The sequence below is a fragment of the Bradyrhizobium sp. F1.4.3 genome (genome assembly GCF_040548375.1).
Classification (GTDB): Bacteria; Pseudomonadota; Alphaproteobacteria; order Rhizobiales; family Xanthobacteraceae; genus Bradyrhizobium.
In genome coordinates this window covers 773,156-798,075 of sequence record NZ_JBEPRN010000002.1, presented here as the reverse complement: position 1 = coordinate 798,075, position 24,920 = coordinate 773,156, and the positions used below count along the sequence as shown (strand labels likewise).

Annotated in this window: 21 protein-coding genes; 11 read left to right on the top strand and 10 right to left on the bottom strand. The window is 65.4% G+C overall.

Annotation, left to right across the window (positions count from 1 at the left end):
* Positions 1–237: 237 nt before the first annotated feature.
* Positions 238–1,539, bottom strand: coding sequence for an MFS transporter (locus ABIB73_RS11225; protein ID WP_354223925.1), 1,302 nt, complete (start codon positions 1,537–1,539; stop codon positions 238–240).
* 91 nt (positions 1,540–1,630) lie between these two features.
* Positions 1,631–4,021 carry a bifunctional diguanylate cyclase/phosphodiesterase gene (locus tag ABIB73_RS11220; protein WP_354223923.1) on the bottom strand — a complete coding sequence of 797 codons (2,391 nt, stop codon included), beginning with the start codon at positions 4,019–4,021 and terminating at the stop codon, positions 1,631–1,633.
* Between the two features lie 325 nt (positions 4,022–4,346).
* On the opposite strand from ABIB73_RS11220, the gene ABIB73_RS11215 reads away from it, so the two are divergent.
* On the top strand, positions 4,347–5,513 hold the full coding sequence (locus tag ABIB73_RS11215; protein WP_354223921.1) for an ABC transporter substrate-binding protein: 1,167 nt from the start codon (positions 4,347–4,349) through the stop codon (positions 5,511–5,513).
* Positions 5,514–5,718: 205 nt separating this feature from the next.
* Here the strand turns inward: ABIB73_RS11215 and ABIB73_RS11210 are convergent, their stop codons facing one another.
* From ABIB73_RS11210 to ABIB73_RS11195, 4 genes are all read right to left on the bottom strand, one after another.
* Positions 5,719–6,696: an NAD(P)-dependent oxidoreductase gene (locus ABIB73_RS11210; RefSeq protein ID WP_354223919.1), complete on the bottom strand. Its 978-nt coding sequence runs from the start codon at positions 6,694–6,696 to the stop codon at positions 5,719–5,721.
* Positions 6,697–6,707: 11 nt separating this feature from the next.
* Positions 6,708–8,561, bottom strand: coding sequence for a TRAP transporter large permease (locus ABIB73_RS11205; protein WP_354224282.1), 1,854 nt, complete (start codon positions 8,559–8,561; stop codon positions 6,708–6,710).
* Between the two features lie 8 nt (positions 8,562–8,569).
* Complete coding sequence (locus ABIB73_RS11200; RefSeq protein WP_354223917.1) at positions 8,570–9,601, bottom strand: TRAP transporter substrate-binding protein; 1,032 nt, start codon at positions 9,599–9,601, stop codon at positions 8,570–8,572.
* A gap of 371 nt (positions 9,602–9,972) precedes the next feature.
* Positions 9,973–10,416 carry a DoxX family protein gene (locus ABIB73_RS11195; RefSeq protein ID WP_354223915.1) on the bottom strand — a complete coding sequence of 148 codons (444 nt, stop codon included), beginning with the start codon at positions 10,414–10,416 and terminating at the stop codon, positions 9,973–9,975.
* A gap of 96 nt (positions 10,417–10,512) precedes the next feature.
* Between ABIB73_RS11195 and ABIB73_RS11190 the strand changes: the two genes are divergently transcribed.
* The 3 genes from ABIB73_RS11190 (at position 10,513) to ABIB73_RS11180 (ending at position 14,969) form a co-directional block, all read left to right on the top strand.
* Positions 10,513–11,433 carry a LysR family transcriptional regulator gene (locus tag ABIB73_RS11190; RefSeq protein WP_354223913.1) on the top strand — a complete coding sequence of 307 codons (921 nt, stop codon included), beginning with the start codon at positions 10,513–10,515 and terminating at the stop codon, positions 11,431–11,433.
* Positions 11,434–11,578: 145 nt separating this feature from the next.
* On the top strand, positions 11,579–13,063 hold the full coding sequence (locus ABIB73_RS11185; protein ID WP_354223911.1) for a caspase family protein: 1,485 nt from the start codon (positions 11,579–11,581) through the stop codon (positions 13,061–13,063).
* A gap of 238 nt (positions 13,064–13,301) precedes the next feature.
* Entirely contained in the window at positions 13,302–14,969 is a 1,668-nt protein-coding gene (locus tag ABIB73_RS11180; RefSeq protein WP_354223909.1) for a SulP family inorganic anion transporter, read from the top strand.
* A 6-nt stretch (positions 14,970–14,975) separates the two neighbouring features.
* On the opposite strand, the gene ABIB73_RS11175 is transcribed toward ABIB73_RS11180, so the two are convergent.
* Both ABIB73_RS11175 and ABIB73_RS11170 read right to left on the bottom strand, forming a co-directional pair.
* Complete coding sequence (locus ABIB73_RS11175; protein ID WP_354224280.1) at positions 14,976–15,338, bottom strand: hypothetical protein; 363 nt, start codon at positions 15,336–15,338, stop codon at positions 14,976–14,978.
* Positions 15,339–15,459: 121 nt separating this feature from the next.
* Positions 15,460–16,473 carry a Spy/CpxP family protein refolding chaperone gene (locus ABIB73_RS11170; protein ID WP_354223907.1) on the bottom strand — a complete coding sequence of 338 codons (1,014 nt, stop codon included), beginning with the start codon at positions 16,471–16,473 and terminating at the stop codon, positions 15,460–15,462.
* On the opposite strand from ABIB73_RS11170, the gene ABIB73_RS11165 reads away from it, so the two are divergent.
* The gene (locus ABIB73_RS11165) at positions 16,468–16,932 is read left to right on the top strand and encodes a hypothetical protein (protein ID WP_354223905.1); all 465 of its coding nucleotides are present in this window, start codon (positions 16,468–16,470) and stop codon (positions 16,930–16,932) included. The genes ABIB73_RS11170 and ABIB73_RS11165 overlap by 6 nt on opposite strands.
* Here the strand turns inward: ABIB73_RS11165 and ABIB73_RS11160 are convergent.
* Positions 16,901–18,325: an FAD-binding oxidoreductase gene (locus ABIB73_RS11160; RefSeq protein ID WP_354223903.1), complete on the bottom strand. Its 1,425-nt coding sequence runs from the start codon at positions 18,323–18,325 to the stop codon at positions 16,901–16,903. The genes ABIB73_RS11165 and ABIB73_RS11160 overlap by 32 nt on opposite strands.
* A gap of 86 nt (positions 18,326–18,411) precedes the next feature.
* On the opposite strand from ABIB73_RS11160, the gene ABIB73_RS11155 reads away from it, so the two are divergent.
* Positions 18,412–18,918 (top strand): thioesterase family protein, encoded by a 507-nt coding sequence (locus tag ABIB73_RS11155; RefSeq protein ID WP_354223901.1) that lies wholly within the window; start codon positions 18,412–18,414, stop codon positions 18,916–18,918.
* A gap of 5 nt (positions 18,919–18,923) precedes the next feature.
* Here the strand turns inward: ABIB73_RS11155 and ABIB73_RS11150 are convergent, their stop codons facing one another.
* Positions 18,924–19,097, bottom strand: coding sequence for a DUF1328 domain-containing protein (locus ABIB73_RS11150; RefSeq protein ID WP_354223899.1), 174 nt, complete (start codon positions 19,095–19,097; stop codon positions 18,924–18,926).
* A gap of 239 nt (positions 19,098–19,336) precedes the next feature.
* Here ABIB73_RS11150 and ABIB73_RS11145 point away from each other — a divergent pair, with 239 nt between their 5' ends.
* The 5 genes from ABIB73_RS11145 (at position 19,337) to ABIB73_RS11125 (ending at position 24,905) form a co-directional block, all read left to right on the top strand.
* Positions 19,337–21,964, top strand: coding sequence for an ATP-dependent helicase (locus ABIB73_RS11145; protein ID WP_354223897.1), 2,628 nt, complete (start codon positions 19,337–19,339; stop codon positions 21,962–21,964).
* A gap of 91 nt (positions 21,965–22,055) precedes the next feature.
* Complete coding sequence (locus ABIB73_RS11140) at positions 22,056–22,472, top strand: hypothetical protein (RefSeq protein WP_354223895.1); 417 nt, start codon at positions 22,056–22,058, stop codon at positions 22,470–22,472.
* A complete protein-coding gene (locus ABIB73_RS11135; RefSeq protein ID WP_354223893.1) occupies positions 22,472–23,152 on the top strand; it encodes an OmpA family protein in 681 nt (226 codons plus the stop codon). Before ABIB73_RS11140 ends, ABIB73_RS11135 begins: the two co-directional genes overlap by 1 nt.
* 172 nt (positions 23,153–23,324) lie before the next feature.
* On the top strand, positions 23,325–23,843 hold the full coding sequence (locus tag ABIB73_RS11130) for an Mpo1 family 2-hydroxy fatty acid dioxygenase (RefSeq protein WP_354223891.1): 519 nt from the start codon (positions 23,325–23,327) through the stop codon (positions 23,841–23,843).
* A 30-nt stretch (positions 23,844–23,873) separates the two neighbouring features.
* Complete coding sequence (locus ABIB73_RS11125; RefSeq protein ID WP_354223889.1) at positions 23,874–24,905, top strand: NAD-dependent epimerase/dehydratase family protein; 1,032 nt, start codon at positions 23,874–23,876, stop codon at positions 24,903–24,905.
* The last annotated feature ends 15 nt before the right edge of the window (positions 24,906–24,920 follow it).

Here is a 24,920-nt window from a genome sequence, read left to right as displayed (position 1 = left end):
CGGGAAGATGCGGCAATCGGCCCAAAGCTAATGCTTCGATGGTGTCCAAGACGTTTTTGCAACCGGCTCGCGGCCTGCCAAGACGCGACATGCTTAACGTTCCGCGAAAGCGACCAGGGTAATCCGGTGGGTGCGGAACTCAGAGCCCCGCTCCGATGGAATCGGAACGGGGCTCCGGATTCTTGTTTTGACGCGTTTTCTTTATGCGAACCGGAATCCACTTCGCTCGAAAACGCTCTATTCCGCGCCGGTTCCAGTCTTGAGCATGTGCAGCCGGCCGGCCACGGCCCGCACCTTGCCCGGCGACGCCCGCCAGATCGACAGCGCCGACAGGCCGCTCACGACGATCGCGATGGCGAAGGCGAGCGTGTAGTCGCCGGCGCGATCGTAGAGAAAACCCGTGACCCAGGGACCGGCCGCACCGCCCGCCAGCGCCGCCAGCATGATCGTGCCGAAAATGCTGCCCTGGTGCCTGCCCTGGAAAATCTCGAACACCACCGCGCCCATGATCGAGGTGAGGCCATAACCGAGCGCGCCTTGCGTGAACACCATCAGATAGACCAGCCAGAACGAAGGCTGATATTTCAGCGCGATCAGCGCCGCGAAGCAGATTGCAAAACCGGCGCAGCTGATCGCCCACACCCATTCCCGCCCGATCCGGTCGGAGACATGGCCAAGCAAAATCTGGCCGGGAATGCCGAGCAGGCTGACGATGCCGAGCGCCCATACCGCGACGTTCGGACTGAAGCCGATGTCGAGCAGGAATTTGGTCTGGTGCACCTGCACCGCATACCAGATGTACAGGCCGCAGAAATAGCCGAGCGCGATCCACCAGAATCGCGCAGTCGCGAGCGCACGACGGAGCGTCCAGTCGGTGCCAGCCCAGACCGGATCGACGATGTTGGAGACGGGCTTTGCAGCGCCGGCGGATGGCGCGGCTTCACCGTCCGGCCGAAGGCCGATGTCTTCGGGGCGCTTGTGCAGGAACAAATTGATCGGCGCCAGCACGATCAGGATCATCAGGCCCATCGCGGTGCAGGCGGTGCGCCAACCAGTCTGCTCGATCATGTGCTGCACCCACGGCAGCAGCGTCACCGAGCCGATGCCGACGCCGGCAAAGGCAATGCCGATGGCGAAGCCGCGCTTGCGGATGAACCAGTTCGGCAGGAACAGCGATTGGCCGGAATAGCCGAGGCACACGGAGCCGGCGCCGACCATGACGCCGATGGTGACGTAGAGATGCCAGGGTTGGCTGGTGAGTGGGGCGAGCAGCAGCCCGCCGCCCATCAGCACGACGCCAAGCTCCATCACCGCGCGCGGCCCGGCGCGATCCATCAGGCGACCGATCAGCGGGCTGACGATGCCCGATACAACGAAGCCGAAGGAGAAGGCGCCGGCGGTGACGCCGCGCTCCCAGCCGAACTCGGAGATGATGGGAGGAAAGAACAATGAAAAGGCGGTGCGCGCGTTGACGCCAATGGCCATGGTGACGAAGGTCACCGCGACCACCACCCAGCCGTAGAAGAACGGAAGCCGCATGTTGAGTTTATTTCATCCCTAGACGGTTCTTCCGACCATCTGGGGCTGTCCGGGTCAAGCGCTTTTCGCGCATGCCCGTCGGACAGCAAGCTCAGGCCGCGTCGAGCTGCGAAGGCTGACCGGACACGTCAAGCTCGATCCGGTCGATCGGCAGCGGTCGGCCGAACAGATAGCCTTGCGCGAAGTTGACGCCGAGCGCCTTCAGGCGCTCGTACTCCTCGCGGGTCTCGACCCCCTCGGCGGTCACCGACATGTCCAGGCCGCGCGCCAGCGTCGCGATCGCGGAGATGATCGCCGAGCTGCGCGGCTGGTGCGTGAGATTGCGAATGAACGACTTGTCGATCTTGATCTTGTCGAACGGAAACGCCGTGAGATAGCTGAGCGATGAATAGCCGGTGCCGAAATCGTCGAGCGCGAGCTCGATGCCGATGTGCTTCAGCCGCTCCATGAAGGCGTGGTTCTCGGCACCGCGCTCCAGCAGGACCGACTCGGTGATCTCGATCTCGAGCCGTTGCGGCGACAGCCCGGAATCTCTCAGCGCCGCACAGATCATGTCGAACAGATCGGCTTCCTTGAACTGGATCGGCGACAGGTTCACGGCGACCATCAGATTCGAGGGCCAGGCGGCGGCGTCCGCGCAGGCGCGCCGAAGCACGAATTCGCCGAGCGGCACGATCAGCCCGGTTTCCTCGGCCAGCGGTATGAACTGGTCCGGCGGAATCAGTCCGCGGGTCGGGTGCCGCCAGCGCACCAGCGCCTCAAAACCGTGTCGGCCGCCACTATTGGCGTCGACGAAGGGCTGATAGTGCACTTCGAGCTGGCAAAGCGCGATGGCGTCGCGCAAGTCCCCTTCCAGCGTGTTGCGCGCCTCGAGCTCGGCCGACATCGCCTCGTCGTAGATCGTGAAGCAGTTGCGGCCCGCCGATTTCGAACGATAGAGCGCGAGGTCGGCCTTCTTCAGCAGCTGCTCCTGGTCGCTGCCGTGATCCGGCGCGATCGCAATGCCGATGCTGGTGCCGATCTCGACGCGATGTCCGGGCAGGAGGAATGGCTCGGCCACCAGCTTTGCGATCCGCCCCGCCAGCTCGGTCGAGCAGACCCGCTGATCCTCGCAGCCTTCCTGGATGATGGCGAATTCGTCGCCGCCGAGCCGCGCCAGCACGTCGGTGGCACGCACCGCGGATTTCAGCCGCTGCGCCACCTTTCGCAGCAGCGCATCGCCGGCGCCGTGACCGAGGGAATCGTTGACGTTCTTAAAGCGGTCGAGATCGAGCATCAGGATCGAGAAGGTCGGACCGCGGTCCATCAGCTGGCCGTTGAGCTCGTCGAGCCGGGCGAGGAAGAAGGCGCGATTCGGCAGGCCGGTCAGGATGTCGGTCTGCGCAAGCTCGAGCACGCGCCGGTTCGCCAACGACAGCCGCCGCGAATTGCGGCTGGCCAGCATCAGATAGGTCGCGAGCGACAGCGTCAGCAGCATGCCGACGGTGAGGACCGCGACCGCGCGGTCGTAAGTCGTCTCCAGCGAGCCGCCGGCCGTCGGCATCGCGCGAACTTGCCAGTCAGTATCTCCGATCTTGAGATGGCCGGCCCAGTGCGGCCCCTGCGCGACGTCGCGCATCGACTGCGGCGATGATGACGCGGACGAATAATCGGGCAGCGCCTCCTCGATACTGACGATCCGTGCCGTGAAGGGCGGATAGACGTTGACGCTGACCGCGGGGTTTGCCCCGGTCGTGACGCGGATGGCCTGCATCAGCAGCGGCAAATCGACGACGCCGGCGACGTAGCCTGCGAGATTGCGGCGCCGGTCCACCACCGTCTCGCGCGAGGTGCCCTTGGCATAGACGGGAACGGCGACGATGACATCGGGCAGCCGGCCCCCCTCCCTCGGCTCGTAGAGGCGCGCACGAATGGCGGCGATCCGGTCATTGTCGCGCGCCCGCTCGAGTGCCGCGCGGCGTTCCGGAACGGTCGCGTAGTCCATGCCGTAAACGGACGAAGTCTTCGGCTGGGTCGAGTAGAAGACAGGAAAATATTCGTCGCTTTGCGGCGCGACCGCAAAAGCCTCGCCCTGGAGCGATTTGATGCGATAGCTGGAGAGGCCGTCCGTGACCGCCGCGGCCTCGTATTCGGCGCGTTCCTTGCGGTTGACGCGCGGCAGCCAGGCGATGCGCAGCATGCCGGGATGCCGCTCGAACAGCCGGGCGCTGAAGGTCTCGAACTCGCTGCGGGTGATTTCCTCGTTGGTCGATTCGAACAGGGTGCGCAGCGCGACGAGCCGGCTGATATATTCGTTCATGCCGTTCTGCAAGACGATGGCTTCGGTCTCGGCCGCGTTCTCGAACTCGATCCTGTTGACACGGTCTTCCCACCGCGCCACCGCCGCCGCGCCCGCCAGCGAGAACAAGAGACCGACGCCGACTGCAACGAGCGCAGGACGATAGAGCCCGAGCAGCGGCGCGAGACGCCACCGTCCGATCATCCGTCCCCGATCCTGATCATTCTGATCGCGATCGCCCATCCCGAAACCGTCGTCCCCTCTTTGCGGCGGAGCTAACTTCTGGTTGAACCGCCGGGACCGCGATCGGACAAGGACCGCAGTTAAGAACTGCACAATTTCGGAACCCGGCCTTCCCGCATTGCGCGGCTTAGTTAACGAAGTACGCGCGCGACCCAGCGTTATCAGAGTAACTCGCCTGTTTTGCCCGAAGTTTTACGGGGTCGCGTTGCAGCTCCGGTTAGCGAGCTATTCAGGCCACGCGGCTATGCTCGCCGCGATTTTCTCCCGCATGCAGCAAGACCTCCTGATGAAACCGTTTCAATCGGCGACACGCATCGTTCTGACCTTCGCACTGCTGGCTGTGGCCACGCTTGCGGCGAGGGCCGAGGAGGTCGGCGTCAGTCAGGATGCAATCCTGTTCGGTCAGGCGGCTGCGCTCGAGGGCCCCTCCTCCGCGCTCGGACAACGCATGCGGCAGGGCATTGTCGCGGCATTCACCGAGATCAACGCTCGAGGCGGCGTCCACGGCCGCAGGCTTCAACTCGTCAGCCGCGACGACGGCTACGATCCCGACCGCTCGGTGGTGCAGACGCTGCGGCTGATCGAGGACGACAAGGTGTTCGCGCTGATCGGCGCGGTGGGGACGCCGACCGCGATGGCGACGATTCCGATCACCAGCGCCAGGAATATTCCGTTCATCGGACCGTTCAGCGGCGCCGAGTTCTTGCGCGACCTCGAACTTCCGAACGTCGTCAACATCCGCGCGAGCTATGGCGCGGAGGCCGAGGCGTGGATCAAACACCTCACGGAAGATCGCCACTTGACCCGCATCGGCATCTTCTACCAGGACGATTCCTTCGGCCGCGACGGCCTTGCCGGCGTGAAGAATGCGCTCGCCCGGCGCGGCCTCGAGCTCGCCGCGGAAGGCACGTTCGAACGCAACACCCGCGCGGTCGGCTCGGCATGGCGGATGATCAAGCGCGCCGAGCCCGAGGCCATCGTCATGGTCGGGACCTACGGTCCCTGCGCCGAATTCATCAAGCTCGTGCACCGCAGCGGTCTTTCACCGACCTTCGTCAACATCTCCTTCGTCGGCGCCAATGCGCTCGCGAAAGAACTCGGCCCGGAGGGCGAAGGCGTCATCGTCTCGCAGGTCGTGCCGTTTCCCTGGGATCGTTCGCTCAAGCTGGTCGCCGACTATCAGGACTCCCAGAAGGTGTTCGACCCGACGCTGACACCCGACTTCGTGTCGCTGGAAGGCTATCTCTCCGGCCGCCTCGCGGCCGCGGCGTTGGAGAAGGCCGGACCGAATCCGACGCGGGCGAACGTGCTCCGCGTGATCAACGACATCGGCCGCTTCGACATCAGCGGCAGCGTCATCACCATCGGCGCACGCGCCATTGACGCGCCGCCAAAGGTGTTCTTGACGGTGATCCAGAAGGACGGGACGTTCAGGTCGGTCGACCGGCTGTAAGGCGTAGCGAAATCATAGCTCCGCCGATGAAAGTGCGTTCCCTCCCCCCTCCCCGAAGAGGGCTAGGGAGAGGGGTAGCCCAGCAAAAGGTGCGTCCGTTGTTCACGATGCGGCGCGCGGCGTCTGCTCGAAGGAAAGAGTCCCGGTGTGGCACCCCCCTCCCAGCCCCTCCCGCAAGGGGGGAGGGAACGGAGGGAGCGTGGATTCAGGGCCGCCGAGTCCAACGTTCGGCATTGACGGCACCCTGCGGGGCATCGCCTTTGACGATCGCGTCCACCTGTCGCACGGTTTCCAGCGACTGGTATTCGATCGCCTGCGGCGTCAATCCACCGACATGCGGAGTCGCGACCACGTTCGGCAATTTCGCCAGCTCGGGCGTCGGCATCTGGTCGGGCGCACGGCCGACATCCATTGCCGCACCCGCGATGCGGTTCTCCAATAGCACCTTCGCCAGTGCCGCCTCGTCGACGAGATTGCCGCGCGAGAGGTTGATGAAAACGGCGTGCGTCTGCATGCGCGCCAGCGCCGCCTCCCCGATCAGCTTCTCCGTCTGCTCGTTCGCGACCGCAAGGCAGACGACGTAGTCGGAGGCGGTCAGGAGCTCGTCGAGTGCGACCTGCCTGATCGCGCTGTCGCTGACAGTCGCGAAGGGATCGGAGACCAGCACCTCCATGCGCATCACCTTGGCGATCTCGGCAAGGTAACGCCCGATGCTGCCATAGCCGATGATGCCGATTTTGCTGCCGGCAAGCTGGCGGCCCATCCGCGCCTCGGGCTTGCGGCCGGCGTGGTAGTCGGCGGTCGCCCGTGACACGCCGCGCGACAGGTCGACCATGAAGCCAACCGCGAGCTCGGCGACCGCCTGCACGAAGCCTGGACCGGCGCGGGTCACGAGCACACCTGCTTGCGAGGCCGCCTCGACATCCACGTTGCGGATGTCGACGGCGCAGCGGACGAAGGCGCGCAGGCGCGGCAGTTGCGCAAAGATCTCACCGCGGCCTTCGGTCATGCGATCGGCGACGATGATGTCGGCGTCCTTTGCCGCGAGCAGGAGGCTAGCTGCATCGAGCGGCTGATCGCCCTCATGCAGGATCACGTCGGCGATCGCGCGCAGGCCGTTCAGGCTTCGATCGCCGTAGTAATTGCGTCGCATGTCCGGCGTGTGGGCCAGCAGGACCTTCACGGCAAACTCCTTCAGTAGCCGAACGCGCGCGGCAGCGCGGTCGAGAGCGACGGCACGAACGCGATCACCAGCAGGCAGAGCAGCAGCAGGCCCAGATAGCCCATGATCGGCTTCACCGTCTGCTCGATCGGCACATTGCCGATCAGACAGGCGCCGTAAAGCCCGAGCCCGAGCGGCGGCGCGAACAGGCCGATGCCCATCGCGATCACGAGCACGACGCCGAAATGCAGGGGATCGATGCCGAGCTGCACCGCCACCGGCAACAGCAGCGGCCCGAAGATGATGAGCGCGGCCGCGCCTTCCAGCACCGAGCCCATCACGATCAGCACCGCGATCGCGAGCAGAATGAACATCCAGACGCCGCTGGTCTTGGACAATCCCAGCATGATCTCGCCGACCGCATGCGGCACTTGCTGCAAGGTCAGCGTGAAGGCAAGCGACTGCGCAGCGGCGACGATGAACAGCACGAGCCCTGCGCGCGTCGCCGCCTGGACAAAACTGTGCGCGGCCGATTTGAAGCTGAGCTCGCGGAATACGAGGCTGCCGACGACGAGCGCATAGGCCACGGCGAAAGCGGAGATTTCAGTCGCCGTGGCAAAGCCGCTCTTGAAACCGAAGAAGATCATGAAGATCAGGCCGAACGACGCGATCGCGCCGCTCCACAGACCCGACACCGGAACCTGTGGCTCGACCTCCTCGGTCTCCGCCGGCCGCTTGCCGAAGATGATCGAGACGGCGATCAGGACCAGCGCCATCAGCGCCGCCGGCAGAAGCCCTGCGATGAACAGACCACCGATCGACAGGTTGGCCACGAAGCCGAGGATGATCAAATTGATGCAGGGCGGAATGGTCTCCGCCATCACCGCGGACGCGGCGAGCAGCGCCACTGCGCCGCCCGGATTCTGCCTTGAGCGACGCGCCGCCGGGATCAGCACGGAGCCGACCGCGGCGACATCCGCCATCTTCGAGCCCGAGATGCCCGAGAACAGCACCATCGAGGCCACCATCACGACGTTCAGCCCACCGCGCATGCGGCCGACCCCGCGCTGCAACAGCTCGATCAGGCGCACCGACATGCCGTTGGCTTCCATGAGGTAGCCGACGAGGATGAAGAAGGGAATCGCGAGCAACACGAAATTATCGATGCCGCGCGCCATCTGCTGAGCGAAGATGACGCCGGGCAGCGCGCCCTCGACCCAGATGAAGATCAGCGCGGCGAGCGCCAGCGCAAAGCCGATCGGCAATCCGCCGAACAGCGTCGCGAAGAAGCCGATCAACATCAGCGTGCCCGCCGACGGCACCGTCGACGGCGAGAGATAATCCCAGGCGAGATAGAGGCCGGTCAGCACGGCAACCGCAACGAAGCCCCTGACGATGTCCGGCAACGGCCTTGCGCAGAGATGGTCGATCGCAAACACCGTCATGAACAGCGCGCCCACGCCCATCGGGTAGAATGTCAGCTCCAGCGGCAGGCCGGAGCCGGTGGTCTGGCCCGCCGTCAACGAGCCCAGCTTGACTGCGTGATAGGCGACATAGCCCGAGATCAGCACGATCAGGAGCGCGCTCGCGGCATCGACCAGCGTGCGCAGCCGCAGCGGCAGCAGATCGCGAAAGAAGGACACGCCGACATTCTCGCCGCGTGCAAGCGCGCTTGCCGCACCGAAGAAAGCCGAGCCGACCATCAATCCGCGCGCGACGTCGTCAGACCATTCGACCGGCGCATTGAAGAGGAAGCGCAGCAGCACGGAGCCGCAGACCACCACGAGGTCGGCGGCCAGCAGGATGGCCGCGATCCCGTCGCTCAAGCGAAGCAGAAGACTGATACTCCCGTGGCGGCCGCCCGAGAGCGGCACGGCGCCTGTCATCACCGACATCAGGCTTGCGTCGCGCGGATGATGTCGATGACCGGCTTGGACTCCGGCCGCGCCCTCATGAAGTTCTCCGTCTGCGGCAACACGCGCTTGCGGAAGGCCTCGCGATCGCATTCGATCACGGTCACGCCCTTCTCGCCGAGCGTCGCCAAGGCCTCCTTCTCGACCGCCCGACCGTGGGTGCGGCTGTCGGCCGCCGCTTTCTTGGCGGCGTCAAGAAAACCTTCGCGCAGCTTTGGATCCATGCGGTTGAAGGTCATGTCGCTGAAATAGATCGCGAGCGGCGAGAAGATGTGCTGCGTCATCGCATAGTGCTTCGATGTCTCGTAGAACTTGCTGGCGAGGATGGTCGGCGCATCGTGCTCGAGCCCATCGAGAACACCGGCCTGGAGCGCGGTGTAGATCTCGCCGAATGCCAGCGGCGTCGCGGCTGCGCCCATCAGGCGCAGGCATTCCGTGATCACCGGATTGGGCAGCGTCCTGATCTTGAGTCCGGCGAGATCCTCCGGCGTCTTCACCGGCTTCTTCGCCAGCACGCTGCGCGCGCCGAAATTATAGGCCCAGGCGATGACGCGGATGTTGCTGCCCTTGAGCAGCGCGTCCTCGATCGGCTTGGCTGCACCGGCGTCGAACGCCTTGGTCTGCTGCTCGAAGCTGGTGAAGAGATAGCCGAGATCGAAGGTGCCGACGAGCGGCACCAGATTGGCCGAGATCGACGAGCCCGACACCATGAGGTCGATGACGCCGAGCTTCACTGAATTGATGACGTCGATTTCCTGACCCAGCTGGTTGTCGGGAAAGAACGCCACCTCGACCTGCTCGCCGAGCCCGTTCGCCTTCAGGTTCTTGACTAGATTGTCGTAGTAGACGCGGCCGTTGGCGTATTTGGGATCGTTCGGCAGCGAGGAGGAGCATTTCAGCTTCATCGTCGCGGCTTCGGCGCGGCCGATGATCGTGGGAGAGAACACGAGGCCGGCGGTGACCGCCGTCGACGATTTGATGAACGTGCGACGGCTCACGGGCACGATGGTCATGGCGCGGTCTCTCCCCGAGTATTTATTATTCGCGGCCGCGGTCGTTGCCACAGCCTGTTGCGCGGACTGTATGGCCAAAGCGTCGGGGCAGGCAAGGGTTGCAACTGGCGGTGCTACGACAGCTAGGAGAGGCTGGCGCTCCAGCGGAAACCGCAGCGGAACGCCTATGTTTGCCGTTAATTCCGATGATGCCGCATCGCGGCCAAACGGCGAGCTGGGCAAGATTGACGCAGATCGATCCAATTCAGGTATGGATCAATGCCGAACGCAGATTGATTTGGCTTTGGCCCGCTTCGCGTACGTCAGCACAACAAAGAAAGAGCCGCGGGATCCTGGTCCCGCAGCTCTCGCGCTTCAACACTGCAATGACGTCAGCGCGAATGCGCGGCGCTCAACTGTCCACTCGCCGCCTCGACATCACGCGACGGACGCAGTGCGTAGGCGCCATCGCCGAGCAGCGCCTGCGCGACCAGCGCGATCGCCCAGAAGGCGGGGAATTCCCAGCCGCCCTTCGGATTGGTGAAGAAGAAGCCGGCTGCGCCATGCACCGTGAAGATCGCCCCGAGCAGAACCGGGATGCCGGCCAGCGCCGCATAGCGGGTCCAGACACCGAGGATCAGGGCGATGCCGCTCAGCACTTCCACGGTCATCACGACATAGGCGAGCTCAGGCGGGAAGCCGAGGCTGCCGAAAAACTTGGCGGTCCCGGCCGGGGTGAAGACGAACAGCTTGAGGCTGGCATGGGCCAGGAAAAGCGTGCCCAGCGTCACGCGCATCACCAGCGCGGCGTAGGGAGCGGTACGGGAATCGATCATGGCAGTCTCCTTTGCTGGACCGAGCTATGATCTATTCTCAACTGAATGATAATCCGCTATTCTGGAATTATACTTCACACCTATAGAGTGAGATAAATGCTCGACCGCCTGACCAGCCTGGAAGTCTTCGCCAAGGTGGCGGCGATCGGCAGCCTGTCCGGCGCGGCCCGGGTCATGGGCCTGTCGCAGAGCATGGTCACCAAGCATGTGGCGTCGCTGGAGGCGCGGCTCGGCATCAAGCTGTTCCACCGCACGACGCGGCGGCTGTCGATCACCGAGGCGGGCCGCCTCTATCTGGAATCATCCGAGCGGATCCTCGCCGATATGGAGACAGCCGACGCCGCGGTCGCACGCGAGCGCGTCGAACCGCGCGGGCTGTTGCGCGTCAACGTGCCCGTCGTGTTCGGGACCCGGCAGATCGCGCCGCTCATCGCGGAGTTCTCGGAACGCCATCCCGAGGTCACGATCGAGCTCGGCCTCAACGATCGCCTGGTCGACCTCGCCGAGGAAGGCTGGGACCTCGCCATCCGCATCGGCAAGCTGCGCGACTCCAGCATGGTGGCGCGGCGGCTCGCACCGAACCGCATGGTCGTGTGCGCCGCGCCCTCCTATCTTGCCAAGCACGGCACGCCGCGCAGCGTGGCCGACCTCGCCGCGCATAATTGCCTCGGCTACACGCTTTCGCAGCAGGCGAGTGCGGCGGAATGGCTGTTCGGCGCGGACGGCGAGATCCGCGTTCAGGTCTCCGGCAATTTGCGCGCCAACAATGGCGATGCGCTGCGCGCGGCAACGCTGGCCGGCCAGGGACTGGCGCGACAGCCGACCTTCATCATCGCCGATGATCTGCGCGCCGGCATGCTTGTCGCGCTTCCCCTCGACCAGCCGGAGATCCAGTCCTCCGCGGTGCATGCGGTGTACCTGCCCGACCGCCGTCCGCCGGCGAAAGTGCGCGCCTTCATCGACTTTTTTGCCGCACGCTTTTCGCCGGACCCGCCGTGGGACCGCGGACTGTTCTGACGGGTCACTGCGTGGCGCGTCGGCTCCGGCAGACCTGCTGCCCCATTTTGCTGCACGCGGGAGCGTGAGATAGCGCACAGACAGAGTCATGGCTTACGACTAGAAATGGTGACATCCTCGCGCCATTGCCGATGGAGGTGACACCATGCGCCGTCCAGTCCTTTGTAATTTAGTCCTTGCCTCAGGCCTCCTAGCACTCACGCAACTGATGACGCCGACAGATGCCGCGGCCGAAGCGCGGCTTGCGCTGGTGATCGGCCAATCCGCCTATCGCACGGTGCCTGAACTGCCCAACGCCGCCAATGACGCCAAAGGCATGACGGAGTTGCTCGGCAATGCCGGCTTCAACGTCACCGCGGCACCCAATCTGTCGCAGAACGAGATGCGTCAGACGATCTCTGATTTCGCCGGCAAGGTCAGCGCCAGCGGCGCCGACACCATCGCGCTGGTGTTCTATGCCGGCCATGGCTTGCAGATCGACGGCGAAAACTATCTGGTGCCGGTCGATCTCGACCCGAAACGCGAGGCCGACATCCCGCTCGAGGGCGTGCGGCTGAACGACCTCCTCAACACGCTCGGCGCGCTGCCGACACGGGCGCGCATCTTCATGCTCGATGCCTGCCGCAACAATCCGTTCCCGGCGCTCAGCGGCGCGGGCCACGGGCTTGCAATCGTCGACACCAAGGCTGGCGCGCCCGGCTCCTTCATTTCCTATTCGACCTCGCCCGGCGCGGAAGCCGAGGACGGCTCCGGCGCCGACAGCCCCTACACCACCGCGGCACTAACGGTTGCGAAGCAACCGAACATCCCGATCGAGGAGGTGTTCAAGCGCATTCGCATCGCCGTGGCACAGTCGACCGACGGGCGGCAGATCCCCTGGGAAAGCTCGTCGCTGACGACCGACTTCAAATTCTTCGGCGACAGCAGCGGCCAGCAGCCGCCTGCAACGCAGGGCGCAGCGTCGATGGCGCTCGCCAGCGCCACGCGCAGCGTCGAGGACTGGCGCAAGGATTTGCAGGGCAAGGACCCCAAGGTCGCCTATGAGCTCGTGATCGCCGACGACACCGTGCCTGCGTACCAGGCCTATGTCGAACTCTACGCGCAAGCCTCCTATACGCCGCGCCTGCGCACGGTGCTGGAGCGCCGGCGCCAGATGCTGGCGTGGGATCGCGCGGTCGCGATCAACACCCGCGCATCCTTCGAAGCCTATCTCGCGAACTGGGACAACAGCGACCTCGCGGCGACCGCGCGCAGGCTGCTGCTCCGCGTGCAGAACCGCAATTATGCCTTGCCCGTTGCGGCCGCTGCGATCCCCGCTCCGATCGCCGTCGCGCTGGCGCCGACCTGCCCGTGCACGGCGCCGACGACACCGGCCACGCCGATCAGGCCGACCGTCGCCCCGGTCATCAAGAAGCGCGTCGACGACACGCCGCCGAAGCGCAAGGTCGTCGAGACGCCGCCCAAGCGCCGGCCGCCGCCCGACGAAGTGATCGTCGAGCGCGCGCCGCCGCCTGGTCCGCCGCCCGAAGCCGTGGGCGTCGGAATCGGTCTAGGGATTGGTCTTGGCATGGGCATGGGCGGGCGCGGCGGCGGAATGGGACGCGGCGATTACAACCGCGGCAGGTACTGACATTGTCGATACGACGCTCGTGCCCCGGACGCAGCGCAGCGCTCTTCGGCGATGCGCTGCAGAGCCGGGGCCCATCACGAAAGTATCGGCCGGGTCCCGGCTCTGCGGTGCACCGCCAAGTGGCGCTGCACCGCGTCCGGGACACACAAGTAGCGGATATTCGCGATCCGCCGCCCTCCAATCCGGAATTGCTGTAGTCTGATCGGCCGACGCCAGCCTTTCCGGAGACTCCACACCAATGCCGCACGATGCTCACGCCAATAAAGCATGGCCGGTGTTCCGGTCGCTCGAATCCTATTCGCTGCCTGGCGATCTGATGGCGGGGCTGACGCTGGCGGCAATCGCGATCCCCGAGCAGATGGCCACCGCGCGGCTCGGCGGCTTCGCACCGCAGATCGGCTTCTTCGCTTTCATGGCGGGCTCGCTCGGCTTCGCGCTGCTCGGCGGCAACCGCTTCCTGTCCTGCGGCGCGGATTCCACGATCACGCCGATCTTTGCCGGTGGGCTTGCCGCGCTGGCCGCCGCCGGCTCGCCCGAATACCAGGGTCTCGCCATCGCGCTGGCGCTGATGGTCGGCGCGATGATGCTCGCCGGCGGCGCCTTCCGCCTCGGCGGCATCGCGAACCTCTTGTCGGTGCCGGTCATGGTCGGCTTCCTCGCCGGCATCTCCGTCCACATCATCGTGTCGCAATTGCCGGGCGTGCTGGGACTGGAATCGCCGAGCGGGCCGACGCTCGATCGCATCGGCGAGCTCGCAACCGAGCTCGGCCGCACCAACCCGTTCACGCTGTGCATCGGCTTCGGCGTGCTCGGAGTTGTATTCGCCTCCGAGAAGATCAGCGCAAAACTTCCGGGCGCGCTGATCGGGCTCGTCGCCGCGACCCTGGCCGTGATCGGGCTTGGGCTCGAAAGCAAGGGCGTCAGCGTGGTCGGCGCGGTCCCGGGCACGCTGCCGCGACCGACCTTGCCTGAGCTTGCGCCGGAGCAATGGGTGCATCTGGTGCCTCTCGCCTTCGTGATCACGATCGTGGTGATGGTGCAGACCGCCGCCACAACGCGATCCTTCCCGTCCGATCCCGACAAGCCCGCCGACGTCGATCGCGATTTCCTCGGTGCTGGCGCCGGCAGCGTGCTGGCCGGCCTGTTCGGCGCGTTTCCGGTCAATGCCAGCCCTCCCCGAACGGGCATCGTCGCGGAGACCGGCGGACAATCGCAACTCGCCGGGCTTGCCGCGGCAATGATCGTGCTGGCGCTGCTCGCGTTCGGAACGGGACTGTTGCGGCACGTTCCCGACGCCGCGCTTGGCGGCATCCTGCTGTTCGTGGCGCTGCGCATCATCCGCATCAAGCAGATCGTGACGATCTATCGCCAATCCTTCAGCGAGTTCCTGTTGATCGTCGCCACCGCCGCGCTGATCATCGTGCTGCCGATCCAGCAGGGCGCATTCCTCGGCATCGTGCTGTCGCTGCTGCACGGCATCTGGAGCACGACGCGCGCGCGGCTCATCGAGTTCGAGCGCGTGCCGGGCACCACGATCTGGTGGCCGGCGCACCCGCACATCACCGGCGAGCGCATCGCCGGTGTCGCCGTGATCGGCCTTCAGGCGCCGTTGTCGTTCCTCAACGCGCCCGGCTTCCGGAGCGACGTGACGAAGGTTCTCACCACATCCACGCCGCAACTGTTGGTGCTGGAGGCGAGCGGCATGGTCGAGATCGACTTCACCGCCGCGCAGATCCTGCTCGACGTCTTCAAGGCGTGCAACGAACAGGGCGTCACGGTCGCGCTGGCGCGGCTGGAATCGGTGCGCGCGCAGGATGCGTTCGTGCGCTTTGGATTGTTCGATGTGCTGCCGAAGGAGCACGTCTTCCACAGCGTGGACGAGGCCGTGCGCAAGCTCGTCAAATGACGGCGTTCACTGCAGCAGCGTCGGATAGTCCAGCTGCACCGTTTCGCGGATCCAGCTTGCGTGGATCGCGCGGAACAAAACCTGCGCGGTCTTGATGTCGTTGGCCTTCATGCAGACATCGACGATGCGATGGACCGCGTCGTCGCGCATCAGGCCATCCGAGATCTTCATTGCGATTTCCATCGCGACCTTCACCGCGCGCTCATAGCGCGCGGTGTCGCTCTTATCGTTGCGCGCGGAGCCCGCTGCACTCGCGGCCGCAGCCTCACAGATCGTGCGGATGCGCTCGGCGGCTTCGATGTCGCCGAGCGGCCATTCGATCGCTTCGTCCCAGATGTCTCCCGGCTTCTGCTTCGCGAACCACTTCATCGCCCCGCCACCCGTGGTCTTCCAGACCCGCATTGTCGCGCTTCAGCAGCGCCAGCATAGAGAACCATGTCGAGATCGGCGAGGCGGCTTTTTTCGCCGCTCTCCTCGGCTCGCGACGCGCTCAGGACGTCCGACGTGGCCCGATCGCCTCGAACTGCGCCTTCTGCTCGTCGTTCAGCGTGGCGTAAAAATCCTCCAGCGCAGCGCGAACCGATTTTACGCCGTCCAGCATCACATCGAGCCGCTTGCGGATCGCGGCCATTCGCGCCGACGGCGTCATCACGTCACTGGGCTGGCAGGCAGCCTTGAGCGATGCGCTGACCTTGGCGCTGGTATCCTGGAGCACCTGGAGCGCAGCGCGCTGGGTGTCGTTGGGATGAAGCCTCGCCTCGATGTCGGCGCCGGGCCAATCGAGTGCGGCAGACGCCCCGCAATTCTGGACCAGCGATCCATTGGTATTGCCGGAAGCCGTCGCGCGACGCTGATCCTCGGCCAGCGCATTGAAGCGCGCCTTCTGCTCGTCCGTGAGCGAACCATAGAATTTGTCCAAGGCGGGCTGAACCAGATCGACCGCCTTCTCCATCGCCTCGACGCGCTGCTGCATTGCCATCAGCCGACCGGGCGCTGTCGCCGCGACCTGCGCTGGACAGGACGCGCGGATCATCTCCGCCGCCTGGATCGAGGCGTTGCCGAGTTCGTCGAGGCTTGCGCCTTGCGCGTCCGTCGGCAGCACTGCGGCTGCGATCTGGTCGATCGGCAGGCCGACGATTTCGCGGCGGTCGCTGCCGCAAAGCTGATCGAGCGCAACGCCTCGCGCTTGCCGCCGTCCTTGCGGTCGCTGCGGCAGATAGGCCGAGAGACCGTCATAACCATAGGGGGCGAAGATGCCGGCATAGATGTCCGGATAGCCGTAGCCCCAGAAGCCGAGACCATCGCCCCAGATCGTGTAGTCGTAGAGGTCGTTATAGGCGAACGGCCAGAACAGCGGTCCGACCCAGCCATAACCGCCCCCCGCATGTTGCCACCATCCGCTGCCGGCGCCGTGCCAGCCGGCGAGTGCGGCCGCGGCTGCGATCTGGGCTCGCGCCGCCGGATTGCTGATCAGCCGGCCGTTGCGGAAGGCGCTGGGGTGCACATTGAGGGCATTGCGGAAATTCGCGGGACGGACTGCCGCATTCCGCATCTGACCGAAGTTCGGGCCACCATGTCGGGCTCCTGTTGCGAACCGCATCCCGGCATGATGCCCGCCGCCGCCATGCGCGTGCCCGAAACCGTGACCACCGAAATGGCCGCCGCCATGATGGCCACCACCATGCCCGCCACCATGACCACCTCCGTGCCCGCCACCATGACCGCCTCCGTGCCCACCGCCATGGCCGCCGCCGCCCTTCCCCAGAGCCGTGCCCGCCAGCATGCAGGCAAGCGCCATCACGGCAATTCCAATGACCGGTCGCAACATCGCATCCTCCCGCAGCGCCGCGCCATTGAGGCATCGGAAGCTTACGGGAATTGGAACCGGCCTGGCTGCGGAAAGTTCCTCGACCGCGACGCAGCAAGCACCGCTACGCCTCCGGCACGATCTTGCCGGGATTGAAGATGTTTTGCGGATCGAGCGCCTTCTTCAGCGCGCGCATCGCGTCCAGCGCCTCCGGCCCAAGTTCGGCCTTGAGATATTCTTGCTTGCCCTGGCCGATGCCGTGCTCGCCGGTGCAGGTGCCGTCCATGGCCTGCGCGCGCTCGACCAGGCGATGCATGAACTCCTCGCCGCGCGCCATCTCGTCGGCATCGTTGGTGTCACAGACCAGCGAGCAGTGGAAATTGCCGTCGCCGACATGGCCGACGATCGGTGACAACAAATTGAGCCGCTTGAGATCTTCCTCGGTCTCGCCGACGCACTCGGCAAGCCGCGAGATCGGCACACAGACGTCGGTCGCGACCACGCCAATGCTGTCGCCGGGCCGCAGCGCCTTCACCGACCAATAGGCGTCGTGCCGTGCCTGCCACAGTTTCGTGCGATCCTCGGGCTTGGTGGTCCAGGAGAAATCGCCGCCGCCGCAGTCCTTCGCGATCTCGCCGAACGCCTTCGACTGCTCGGCGACCTCGATCTCGCTGCCGTGGAATTCCATCAGCAGCAGCGGCGTCTCAGGCAGCGTCAGCTTCGAATAGGCATTGCAGGCCTTCACCTGGGCTGCGTTGAGCAGCTCGATGCGCGCCACCGGAATGCCGGTCTGTATCGCCAGGATCACCGCCTGACACGCCCCGTGCACCGTCTCGAACGACACCGCGCCGGCCGCGATCGTCTCGGGGATGCCGCGCAGGCGGATGGTCAGTTCCGAGATGATGCCGAGCGTGCCTTCGGCGCCGACGAACAGATGCGTCAGGTCGTAGCCGGCGGAGGATTTCTTCGCACGCGTGCCGGTCGTGATGATCTCGCCGTCGCCGCGCACGACCTTCAACGCCAGCACGCTGTCGCGCATGGTGCCGTAGCGCACCGCGTTGGTGCCGGAGGCGCGCGTCGAGGCCATGCCGCCGAGCGAAGCATCCGCGCCGGGATCGATCGGGAAGAACAGGCCCTGGTCGCGCAGATGCTCGTTCAGCGCCTTGCGGGTGACGCCGGGCTGGATCACGCAGTCGAGATCCTCGGCATGCACCGCCAGCACCTTGTTCATGTCGCGCAGGTCGATCGAGATGCCGCCGGCAGGAGCATTGACCTGGCCTTCCAGCGAGGTGCCGGTGCCGAAGGCAATGACGGGCACGCCATTCCTGGCGCAGATCCGCACCACGTCCTGGATGTCGGCGGTCTCCTGCGCCATCACCACGCCATCCGGCGGCTGGTTGACGATCCACGTCGTGGTATGGCCGTGCTGCTCGCGGACGGCCTGCGAGGTGATGAGGCGGTTGCCGAAGCGTGCGGCAAGCTGCTCCAGCGCGCTTGCGAGGGCTTTCGGCGCCGGCTTCGGCGGATTATTGGTGATGGTGGTGCCCACGGACATTCCTCCCGACAGAAGAACCGTGGCAAAGGACATCTAACCGGTCAAGTCAAGCGACCGGACGCATAGCCAGGGAATGAAACATGCCGGAGACCGCCGTCGCAGCGCCCAAAGCCGAGCCGTTCCGCGGCTCGATCATGCAGATCGAGCCGCAATGGATCGACTATAACGGCCATCTCAACATGGCCTATTACAACGTGATGTTCGACCGGGCGATCGACGAGTTCTGGCTCGAGCTCGGGATCGGTCCGGTCTACAAGAAGGAGCGCCACGGCTCGACCTTCACCGCCGAATGCCATGTGCGCTATTTGCGCGAGATCCACCTCGGCGATCCCGTGCAGATTTTGGTGTGGCTGCTCGAAGCCGACGACAAGCGGCTGCATACGTTCGAGGAGCTTCGGCACGCGACCGAAGGCTGGCTGTCGGCCACCTCGGAGAACATGTCGCTACACATGGACATGAATGCGCGGCGCGTAGCGCCGTTCCCGCCCGACATCCAGCAACGTATCGCGGGGGTCGCCAAGGCTCACAGCTCGCTGACGCGGCCCGAGGGCATCGGCCGGAACGTAGCGATGCCCGCGAAGCGATAGGCCCACTAGATCCTGGTGCGGCCGCGGGCGAGGCCGACAACGGCCGAGACCAGGAACAGGACGACCGCGACGAAGAAGATGATCTTGGCGATTTCGATCGACGCGCCGGCGAGGCCGCCAAAGCCCAGGATACCGGCGATCAGTGCGATAACCAGAAACGTCACAACCCAGCTTAGCATGGTCAAAACCTCTGTTTTGATGTCTGTCTGCGATCGGCGCGGCTGACGCGCCTCACTTGCACAAACAATCTCCGACTCGGAACGATGGTTCCGGCCCGCTGGAGCCGGAAATTCGCCTGGTCTGCAGGAACAAATCGCCCCTCGGCGCACGTGGAAAACCCCGCCTCGCCGCCCCATATAGCCACCAATCCCTGTTATGAAGGCTCCCTCCCGCGACGGCGCGGTGCCATCGTGGGCCAATGATTCGTATGACCGAGCCAAGCAAGATCACCTCCGAGAGCGTCCCCGACCACCAGCCCGCGGCCGGCGGCATTGCCGCGCGCGCGCGCGCCTCGGTGGGACCGAAATATCTGTCAGGCCTCAATCCCGAGCAGCGCGACGCCGTGGAAACGCTGGACGGCCCGGTCCTGGTGCTGGCCGGCGCCGGCACCGGCAAGACGCGCGTGCTGACCACGCGCATCGCCCATATCCTGAGCCAGGGCCGCGCCCGCCCCGCCGAGATCCTGTCGGTGACCTTCACCAACAAGGCCGCGCGCGAGATGAAGCACCGGCTCGGCCAGATGCTCGGCCACGCCGTCGAGGGCATGCCGTGGCTCGGCACCTTCCACTCCATCGGCGGCCGCATCCTGCGGACCCATGCGGAGCTGGCGCAGCTCAAGTCCAACTTCACCGTGCTCGACGTCGACGACCAGGTGCGGCTGCTGAAGCAGCTCCTGCAGGCCGACAACATCGACGACAAGCGCTGGCCGGCACGCATGCTGGCCGGCCTGATCGACGGCTGGAAGAACCGCGGCCTGACCCCGTCGCAGGTGCCCGCCGGTGAAGCCGCTGTCTTCGCCAACGGCAAGGGCGGCAAGCTCTATGCGAGCTACCAGGAGCGGCTGAAGATTTTGAACGCGGCCGATTTCGGCGACCTGCTGCTCGAAGACATCCGCATCTTCCGCGAGCACCCGGATATTCTTCGGCAGTACCAGCAGCGCTTCAAATTCATCCTGGTCGACGAATATCAGGACACCAACGTCGCGCAGTATCTGTGGCTGCGGCTGCTGTCGCAGGCGCCGGTGGCTTCTTCCTTCGCCTCTCCCCGCTTGCGGGGAGAGGCCGACGCGCTCGGCAGCGCAATCGCGCGCCAGAGCGCGGCGGGTGAGGGGGACTCTCCGAGCACCGCGCTGGTGGAGACTCCCCCTCACCCCGACCCTCTCCCCGCGAGCGGGGCGAGGGAGCAGAAGACCCACGTCAAAAACATCTGCTGCGTCGGCGACGACGACCAGTCGATCTATGGCTGGCGCGGCGCCGAGGTCGACAACATCCTGCGCTTCGACCACGATTTTCCCGGCGCCAAGGTCATTCGCCTCGAACGCAACTACCGCTCGACCGGCCACATCCTCGCCGCCGCTTCGCATCTGATCGCGCATAATGAGGGCCGGCTCGGCAAGACGCTGCGCACCGAGGACCAGGACGGCGAAAAGGTCACGGTCACCGGCTCCTGGGATTCGGAAGAGGAAGCCCGCGGCATCGGCGAGGAGATCGAGCAGATCCAGCGCCAGGGCGACAAGCTCAACGAGATCGCGATCCTGGTGCGCGCCTCCTACCAGATGCGCGAGTTCGAAGACCGGTTCGTCACGCTCGGCCTGCCCTACCGCGTGATCGGCGGCCCGCGCTTCTATGAGCGCGCCGAAATCCGCGATGCGCTGGCGTATCTGCGCGTCATCAATTCGCCGGCCGACGATCTCGCCTTCGAGCGCATCGTCAACACGCCCAAGCGCGGGCTTGGCGATGCCACCGTGCAGATGCTGCACGATCACGCCCGCAAGCGACGCATTCCGCTGTTCGAAGCGGCACGGGCCGTGGTCGACACCGACGAACTGAAGCCGAAGGCGCGCGGCTCCCTTCGCGATCTCGTCGCCCAGTTCGACCGCTGGCGCGCCCAGCGCGAAGTGACCGCGCACACTGATCTGGCCCAGATCGTGCTCGACGAGAGCGGCTATACCGAGATGTGGCAGAAGGACCGTTCGGCGGATGCCGCGGGCCGGCTCGAGAACCTGAAAGAACTCGTGCGCTCGATGGAGGAGTTCGAGAACCTGCAAGGATTCCTCGAGCACATCTCGCTGGTGATGGACCGCGACGGCGGCGCCGAGGAAGACGCAGTGTCGCTGATGACGCTGCATTCCGCCAAGGGGCTCGAATTCGACAACGTGTTCCTGCCCGGCTGGGAGGAAGGCCTGTTTCCGAGCCAGCGCACGCTGGACGAACAGGGCCGCGCGGGGCTCGAGGAAGAGCGCCGGCTCGGCCATGTCGGCCTGACCCGCGCACGGCGCCGGGCCAAAATCTACTTTGCCACCAATCGCCGAATCCATGGCACCTGGTCGACCACGATCCCCTCACGCTTCCTCGACGAACTGCCGGCGGCCAATGTCGAGATCACGGAATCCAAGGGCGGCTCGGCCTGGGGCGGCACCGGCGGCTACGGCGCCTCGCGCTTCGACGACATGGAGGCGTTCGGGTCGACCTATTCGACCCCCGGCTGGCAGCGCGCCCAGGCCAACCGCAACCGCGGTGGCGGTCGCAATGGCGGCGGTCGCGGCGGTTTGGAGGAAGAGGCCTCGTCGTTTTCGTCCTCTTCATCCTCGTCGTCCTCGCCTGATTTCGGCAGCTTCTCCTCGCGCCGCCGCGGGCCGATGACGATCGAGGGCGAGCTGGTGGCCAAATCCACCGGCACGACCTCGGAATTCTCGCTCGCCGACCGCGTCTTCCACCAGAAATTCGGCTACGGCCGCGTCACCAGGATCGACGGCAACAAGCTCACCATCGCCTTCGACAAGGCCGGCGAGAAGAAGGTCGTGGACAGCTTTGTGCAGCGGGCGTGAGGGCCTGCCGTGTTGCGGCGGCGTTACGCCGCCATCTTTCTTCCCTCGACGCCCCTTGACCATCGCGAACTTCCCCGTATCAGATGCAGCCATGGTCCGGGGCTCCATCACACTGATCGTGCTTGCATTGGGGATGCCGTCGCTTGCGGCGGCGGAGACCATGAGCTTCGGCGATTCGATCGGGCTATTGGCCAAGAGTTGCGGTGCGGAAATCGTCGCCAATTGCCGCGGCGTCAATCCGGACTCGACCCGGCTGAAGGAGTGCCTGTCCCGCAACCGGGATGTGCTGTCGCCGCAGTGCCAGACCGATTACCTCACGGCCTTCGACGCCATCCTGAAGCGGGTGGCCGCCCGCGTCACCGTCGCGAATGCCTGCCAGCGCGAGATCGTCAAGGTCTGCGGCGGCTCGACCAAGGTGACCAGCAAGTCGGTCCCCTGCCTGATCTCGACGCCCAAGGGCATCAGCAACAACTGCCTGAAGGCCGTCGACGACGCGGGATATCGATGATGCGCGCAACCAGGCATTCCGCCGCCGGAATTGGCATCGCTCTTGGTAGCGCTCTTGGCCTCGCCCTGCTCGCCGGCACCGCAGGCGCGCAGACGGCGCCGACCCGCGACGACATTGTCGGCAAGCTCAATCATTTCGAGGAGGCCGCCGAGGTCGACCTCCCCGCGCTGAAGCAGCAGGTGATGGAGCGGGCCAAGGCCAGGATCAAGAATGATCCGGGGCCGGTGAACCGGCCGCTGATCGCGCCCGATCTCGCCAAGCTGCCCGCCTTCAACGCGCAGATCCAGTTCGACGCCGACACGCCGATCATCCAGCCGGACTCCTACCAGACCGTCGGCCGAATCGCGGACGCGCTGGTTCACGCCTCGCTGCTGCCCTACACGTTCCTGATCGTCGGCCATGTCGAGTCCAATCAGAAAACGCGGGAGGCCAACGCGATCCTGAGCCAGCGCCGGGCGGACGCGATTCGCGACGTGCTGGTGAACACGTTCAAGATCTCGACCAAGCGGCTCCAGCCCATCGGCCTCGGCGAGGAGCAGTTCCTCGACCGCGCCCGGCCGACCTCGGCCGTCAACGGCCAGTTGCAAATCCTGACCTTTGCCAAACTGCCCGAGGACGAGCCTGCGCGCCCCACTGCGGCGCCCGCGCCTGCGACGAAAAAGCCTGCCAGGAAACACTGAGCGCACGCGGCTCGGCGTCTGACGGAACCCGTTGAAGTCTTGACCGTTTTGTGACCTGTCTCACAGCGCGACAGCACGGTTTTGCGCGACAATAGCCCGGTTTGTGCACTGCCCTGTCCGGTGCTATAGCCTCTCTTCGTCCTTCCCCGACCCCGTGCTGCACGAGACCAAGATGGCTGGCTATTTTCAACGCCAACTGGCCGATTATGTCGAATACCATCGCGATCCCTGGAATTGCGCGATGCATGTGGTCGGCATTCTCCTGCTCTTCACCGGCGCTACGCTGCCGCTGACGCTGGTGCATTTTCCCGTGTTCGGGATCGAGGTGAGCCTGGCGGTGATTTTGGCCCTGCCGGTGCTGGTATACTGGCTGATGCTGGACGCCGGGATTGGCCTCGGCATCCTCGCGGCGATGATTGTGCTGCTTTCGGTCGCAACCGCGATCGGCAATCAGGTCTCGATTGCCATGATGTGGTCGATTTTTGCGGTGCTGATCGGGGTAGGCGTCGCATCGCAGATCGTCGGCCACAAGGTGTTTGAGGAGCGGCAGCCGTCAATGGTCGACCACCCCACTCATTTCCTGCTTGGACCGATGTTCGTCATGGCAAAATTATTCATTGCACTGGGTTTTCGTCGCGACCTCGCCGCGATTCTCGCGCCTCTTCCGACCAACTCCCTTTCAACCCGATAGCTTCCAGAGCGGAACAGCAAAACCTTCTTCATGACTCTCGTACTGGTTACCGGTGGCAGTGGTTTCATCGGACAGCATCTCGTCGAAGCGCTCCGCGCCCGTGGGCAGCGGGTACGTGTTCTCGATGTCCGGCCGCCGGCCGCCGCCCACGCGGACGTTGAATATGTGCACGGCTCGGTGCTGGATGGTGCCGCGGTCGATGCCGCGCTTGCCTGCGTCGATCAGGTCTATCACCTCGCCGGCCTGCCCGGGATGTGGGTCGCCAACAAGCGTGACTTTCACGACGTCAATTACCGCGGCACCGAGGTCGTGCTCGCAGCCGCGATGAAGCGCGGCGTGTCGCGCTTCCTGCACTGCTCGACGGAATCCATCCTGTTTCCCTATTCGAACCTCAACGGCGTTGCGGCTGAAGAGGCGCTCCAGCCCGCCGATGCAATGCCCGGCGCCTATACGCGATCAAAATCGCTCGCCGAGCATCACGCCGCGAAGGCCGCCGCCGCCGGCTTCCCGCTCGTCATCGGCACGCCGACGATGCCGATCGGACCTGCCGACCACAATCTGACGCCGCCGACGGCGATGCTATGGTACTTCCTCCAGAAGAAGGTGCAGCCGCATCTCGACTTCCTGGTCAACCTCGTCGACGTCCGCGACGTCGCGATGGGCCTGGTGCTGACCATGGAGCGCGGCCGTATCGGCCAGCGCTATATTCTCGGCGGCGATTGCGTCAGGCTCGGCCAGATCCTGCGGATGATGTCCGCGATGAGCGGCCGTCGGCAGTTTCCGGTCGTGGTCCCCGGCAGGATCGCCGAGTTCTCCGGCATCATGCTCGAATATTTCTCCGATCACGTCACCCGCCGGCCGCCCAACGGCACCGCCGAGGGCGTGCGCATCGCGCTTGCCGCGAGCGATCTCTCGATCGGCAAGGCGCGCACCGAGCTCGGCTATGCACCGCGCCCGATCGAGCCGGTGCTGCGCGAAACCATCACCCATCTGCTCGCCCGCGGCGGCGAGCCAGCCTCCGGCGCCATCGAGCATCACGCGCTCTCTTCGCGCGCGAGCTGAGCCGCCGCCCAACCC